The sequence below is a fragment of the Achromobacter sp. genome (assembly GCF_036567245.1).
In the GTDB taxonomy this organism is placed as follows: domain Bacteria; phylum Pseudomonadota; class Gammaproteobacteria; order Burkholderiales; family Burkholderiaceae_B; genus Achromobacter.
This window is the reverse complement of record NZ_DATCUY010000504.1, coordinates 1-5,147: the sequence shown is the minus strand read 5'-3', so window position 1 is coordinate 5,147 and position 5,147 is coordinate 1. Positions and strand designations below refer to the sequence as shown.

At 66.6% G+C, this 5,147-nt stretch carries 5 protein-coding genes and 1 pseudogene; 4 read left to right on the top strand and 2 right to left on the bottom strand.

Features of this window, described 5'->3' with window-relative positions:
* The coding region (locus VIR09_RS21345) for an amidase family protein (protein WP_332014662.1) at positions 1-454 on the bottom strand (454 nt) is incomplete at its 3' end.
* Positions 447-611: a hypothetical protein gene (locus tag VIR09_RS21340; protein ID WP_013393799.1), complete on the bottom strand. Its 165-nt coding sequence runs from the start codon at positions 609-611 to the stop codon at positions 447-449. The genes VIR09_RS21345 and VIR09_RS21340, both read right to left, overlap by 8 nt.
* Before the next feature lie 125 nt (positions 612-736).
* Here VIR09_RS21340 and VIR09_RS21335 point away from each other — a divergent pair, with 125 nt between their 5' ends.
* From VIR09_RS21335 to VIR09_RS21320, 4 genes and pseudogenes are all read left to right on the top strand, one after another.
* The gene (locus VIR09_RS21335; protein ID WP_013393798.1) at positions 737-1,396 is read left to right on the top strand and encodes a GntR family transcriptional regulator; all 660 of its coding nucleotides are present in this window, start codon (positions 737-739) and stop codon (positions 1,394-1,396) included.
* 177 nt (positions 1,397-1,573) lie between these two features.
* Complete coding sequence (locus VIR09_RS21330; protein ID WP_414639450.1) at positions 1,574-2,899, top strand: MFS transporter; 1,326 nt, start codon at positions 1,574-1,576, stop codon at positions 2,897-2,899.
* An 82-nt stretch (positions 2,900-2,981) separates the two neighbouring features.
* Positions 2,982-3,257: a hypothetical protein gene (locus VIR09_RS21325; RefSeq protein ID WP_332014661.1), complete on the top strand. Its 276-nt coding sequence runs from the start codon at positions 2,982-2,984 to the stop codon at positions 3,255-3,257.
* Between the two features lie 240 nt (positions 3,258-3,497).
* Positions 3,498-5,147, top strand: a pseudogene (locus VIR09_RS21320) (autotransporter outer membrane beta-barrel domain-containing protein); the annotation flags it as partial.

Genomic DNA, 5,147 nt, shown 5'->3' with positions numbered 1-5,147 from the left:
CCACCGCACAGCCGCTGGAAGAGCCGCCCACCGCGGCGGCGGGATCGAGCGGATTGACCAGGGCCGGGCCATGCGGATTCTCGGCCGTGGCCCCGCAGGCGTGCTCGGCCATCGCCAGGGCGCCGAGATTGAGCGCACCCTGGTCCTGCAAGCGCCGCAGTACGGTCGCCATCGGTCCCGGCGCATCGTCGCGCAACGGCCGGCCACGGCCAGGCGCATGCGCGCCGGTCTCGAATGCATCCTTGTGCGCGAGCGCCACACCTTCCAGCAGACCGCCGGACCGACCGGCAGGCGGGCAGGGCTGATAGATGCGCGTGGCGCAGTGCAACTCAGCCGCGCTGCGTTCGAACGTGGCGGCCTGCGCCGAAACCAGCTCGGCGCGCTCGCCCGGCGTGGCCTGGCCATAGCGCCTGCGCATGTCGCCGATGGAAAGATGAGCGCGGAGGTCAGGCATCCTCATCCCCGCAATTCGCGATATCCGCCTCGATAACGGAGAGGCGCAGCAAGCCGCGCGCGACCGCCGCTTGGGTTTCGGCGGGCACCGTCAGGCCATGGGTACTGCACACCAGGGCCACCCAGGCCTGCCACGCCTGCTTGGACGAGTCTTCCATGCTCATTACCTCCTGCCGCACTTTGCTCGGTAAAATAAAAGTCTAGTCTCATAAATATATTTATATAAGTCAAGAAAATACTATGCTGTGGATGAATTTTCTTTATCCCCTGACCGGAGTCCGCCATGAAAGCCGCTGAGCGCATCCGCCTGTCCGTCGAAGAGTCGATCCGCGACGGCAGCCTGTTGCCGGGAGATCCCGTCGACGAACAGATGCTGATGCAGACCTACGATGTCTCGCGCACGCCGGTGCGCGAGGCGTTGCTGCAGTTGCAGGCGCAGGGGCTGGTGGCCAGCCTGCCGCGCGGCGGCATGGTGGTGGCCAAGATGGATGTGGCTCAGCTGATGGCCATGTGGGAGCTATTGGCCGAACTGGAGGGGATCGGCGCGCGCCTGGCTTGCGAACGCATGACGCCCGCGGAACGCGATGAGCTGGCGGTCATCCATGAGCGCGCCGCCGCGGTGGTGCGGCGCGAGGACACCGACGCCTGGCAGGAGCACAATCGGCGGTTTCACGATGCGCTGTACATGGGCGCCCGCAATCCCTATCTGCGCCAGGAGATCCTGCGCATGCGCTCGCGCACGGGCGCCTACCGGCTCCACGCCTTCTCCGCCTTCGGCCGCCTTGCGTCGTCGTGGGAGCAGCACGGCCAGTTGCTCGAGGCGATCCAGGCGCAGGACTCGGCCCGCGCGGCCGCGGTCATGACGCTGCACATGAGCCCCGGACAAGGGTCGATCAGCTTTGCTTCCTTCGTCGCCGCGCTGCCCAAGAACCTGCTGGCCTGACGATCCGGCGGCAACACTCGTCCCGCGCACGGACAATGCGGGTAAATCCTCATTATTGTATTTTTTTAAAATGGCAAAATATATTTATAGCAGCCGAAAACATCTGCTCGCGTGACCTTGCCCCGGTATCGGCGGGCTAGGGCGCTACCCCTGATCCGCTCCACCGAGGAACCCGCTATGGATGCTGTTTCACCGCAACCCCTCTCCGCACCGCCACAAGACGCCGCGTCGGCCGCCGCCGATCCAGGCCTGATGCACCGCAAGGTCGCCTGGCGACTCATCCCTTTCCTGATATTCCTGTTCCTGCTGGCATGGATCGACCGCGTCAATGTCGGCTTCGCCAAACTGCAGATGCTGCAGGACCTGCGCTTCAGCGAGGCCGTGTACGGCCTGGGGGCGGGCATCTTCTTTATCGGCTACTTCATCTTCGAGGTGCCCAGCAATCTGCTGCTGCAGCGCATCGGCGCGCGCAAGACCCTGGCCCGCATCACCATAATGTGGGGCCTGACGTCGATGGCGATGGCGTTCGTCACCACGCCGACTTCCTTCTACGTCTTGCGCTTTCTGCTCGGCGCCTTCGAAGCCGGCTTTTTCCCCGGGGTGATGCTCTATCTGACGTACTGGATTCCCGCCAGCCGGCGAGGGCGCATCAATGGCTGGTTCATGACGTCGTTCGGGCTGGCCGGCATCGTGGGCGGGCCGATAGCCGGTCTCATCATGAGCGGCATGGACGGCGTGGCCCCGCTGCGCAACTGGCAATGGCTGTTCGTGCTGGAAGGCATTCCGTCCGTGATCGCCGGGCTGGTGGTGCTGGCGTATCTGCCGGACCGCCCCCAGCAGGCGCGCTGGCTCAGCGCGGCGGAAAAGGCCGCGCTCACGGCTGAGCTGGACAGCGAGCGCCTGGATCCCGCCAAGCACGCCAGCTTCGCCCAGGCCTTGCGCCTGCCGGCGTTGTGGCTGTGTACCGCCGCCTACTTCTGCATCGTCGGCGGCAACGCGACGCTGGCGTTCTGGATGCCCTCGATCGTGCGCGAACTGGGAGTGCAAGGCACCCTGAACATCGGGTTGCTGTCGGCCATTCCCTTCATTCTGGGCACCGCCGCGATGGTGATCAACGGCATGCATTCCGATTCCACCCGCGAACGCCGGCTGCATTGCGCGGGCGCCACCCTGGTTGGCGCGCTGGGCCTGTCCTTGACCGGCGCCTATATCGGCAGTCCGGTATTGGCGATGGCCTCCTTGAGCATCGCTGCCATCGGCGTGCTGGGCGCCTTCCCGGTGTTCTGGGCCATCCCGGCAGCATTCCTGACCGGCACTGCCGCGGCCGGCGGCATCGCCTTCATCAATTCGGTAGGCAACCTGGCGGGCTTCGCCACGCCTTTCATGATGGGCTGGCTCAAGGAATGGACAGGCGGCGTGGCCGCAGGACTGTACGTCGTGGCCGGCATGCAACTCGTCGCCACGGCGGTCATCGCGCTGACGATGCGCAGGCTGGCGGTCTAGGCCGGCACGGCTCCAGGCGGAATGACTCCGGCGAGCCCGCCGGAGTATTGTTCATGGACAGCCGCCATCGCGGGAGCACATCATGCACGACAACCTCGCACTCGAGCCCGGCACCTCCCAGCTCGGCAACTTGCTGCAATTCCTGGCCTGGATCGCCGAGCGGCCGCGCACCTATGCGCAGACCATGGACGCCTGGCGCAGTTCCTGCCCGCAGCTGTCCGCCTGGGAAGACGCAACCGCCAATGGGCTGGTGGACATGTCCCGGGACCGAGAAGAAGCGCATACCGAACCGGTCGTCATCCTGACGCAGAAAGGGCGGACGCTGCTGGCGTCGGCCAGCGGCTCCACCCGTTCCTGATATGCGGGGCGGCGCCGCCTCCAGGGGCCTAACCTTCGCTTACACCTAAGCCCGGACCCAATGTAACGATGTGGTTTTTTTTGCGGATTTCGTCGAAAAAAACCACTGATTCGTCGAAAAAAAGTTGCACCCAGCGCGCACCCTGCGGATTCTAGTGGCGAAACTTTGCCAGTTACTACTGAGCGCGCCCCCGGGCATCCGGGCGGCCTTCGCGCTCAGGTCAACAGAATCCGCGAATCGATGAAGCCCATCTCTTTCTCCGTGCGCAACCCCGGCCTGCCTTTCCCTCTGCTGCGGCAGAACACCTTGCGATTGGCCGTGGTGTCGGCGCTGGGCGCCTGCGCCTGGGGCGCGACGGGCAGTGCGCAGGCCGGCTATACCTGTGCCGGCGGTCCTTCGCTGAATGTGTCGTCGGGAAACTACCCAAGCGCCCAGGCCATTTGCGAGGGCGATAGCGGAGTGGACCATAACGACGAGAAGGACGGCCAGAACGGGCCTGACGTGTCCGTCACCTCATCGGGCAATTACAACGCCGACGCGAACCAGACCCGGCTGAACCCGCTGGGCGTGGTCACGGGCCTATCGCGCGGCGGCGACGGCGTGGACGAAGGCACTGCGGGCGACGGCGGCAACGTCACCGTCTCCAGCAGCGGCGACGTCGCGCTCAACGGCACGGCGCTCAGCAACTTCAACAGCCTGATCATGGCGGTATCGTCCGGCGGGATCGGCGACCCCGCCAACGACAACAACGACTCCAACGGCGGCCACGGGGGCCTGGGCCAGACCGTCACCGTGACCAACTCCGGCAACCTGACGATGTCGGGTTCCTTGCCCACGCCGCGCCAGGGCCTGTACGGCATCAATGCGCGCGCCTTGGGCGGGGCGGGCGGCGACCAGAACGACCCGACGCTGGAATACGGCGAGCAGGTGGGCGGCAATGGCGGCAACGCCAGCACGGTCACGGTCAGCAATACCGGCGCCATCAACCTGGGCAGCAGCGCGGCGCGCCTGCGCACCTATGCCAACGGCGCCGCCATCTACGCGAATTCCGTAGGTGGCATGGGCGGCTACAACAACGGCAATGCCGGCACGGGCGGCACGGTGCAGGTGACGCACCAGGGCCAGGCCTACAGCTACTGGCAGGTCTACGACAGCGCCACGGTCTTTGGCATCTACGCCCAGAGCATCGGCGGCGACGGCACAGCCTCGACCGACAATAGCGACAACGGCGGCAACGGCGGCGGCACCTCGGACAGCTGGACCCAGAAGGTGACGGTGGACGTGTATGGCTCCGTCATGCTCGACGTCGCCGGTTCGGCCAGCGGCGTCGCGATCGAAGGCGCGGGCGTCGCGGCCCGTGCCATAGGCGGCAAAGGCGGAATGGGTCCGAACAAGGACCATTCGGGCGGCAATGGCGGCGCGGGCGGCACCGTGGCGTTGAATCTGTACCAGGGCGCAAGCGTCGCGACCCGCGGCGACAATCTGCCTGGCCTGGCGGCGCAAAGTCTGGGCGGGCAGGGCGGCGACGGCAGCGACAGCACCGCGCTGGCCGGGCAGGGCGGCGGCGGCGGGTTTGGCGGCAACGCCAGCACGGTTAACGTCGTAGCCGCCAGCGGCAGCGCCATCAGCACCACAGGCAGTTTTGCGACCGGCATCGTGGCGCAATCGATTGGCGGCGGCGGCGGCACCGGCAGCGACTTCGTCTCGGTGCTTGGAGGCCAGGGCGGCAACGGCGGCAATGGCGGCAATGCCGGCACGGTGACCGCCACGACCGGCGGAACCATCACGACCAGCGGCGACCACGCCTACGGCGTGCTGGCCCAGTCCATCGCCGGCAGCGGCGGCGCGGGCGGTGCGGACACGGCCGAACTGGTTTCGCTGGGCGGGGAC

Bases quoted from the DNA above. Each gene is read 5' to 3' on its own strand.
- VIR09_RS21340 (WP_013393799.1), bottom strand. From the start codon at position 611: ATGGAAGACTCGTCCAAGCAGGCGTGGCAGGCCTGGGTGGCCCTGGTG.
- VIR09_RS21335 (WP_013393798.1), top strand. From the start codon at position 737: ATGAAAGCCGCTGAGCGCATCCGCCTGTCCGTCGAAGAGTCGATCCGC.
- VIR09_RS21330 (WP_414639450.1), top strand. From the start codon at position 1,574: ATGGATGCTGTTTCACCGCAACCCCTCTCCGCACCGCCACAAGACGCC.
- VIR09_RS21325 (WP_332014661.1), top strand. From the start codon at position 2,982: ATGCACGACAACCTCGCACTCGAGCCCGGCACCTCCCAGCTCGGCAAC.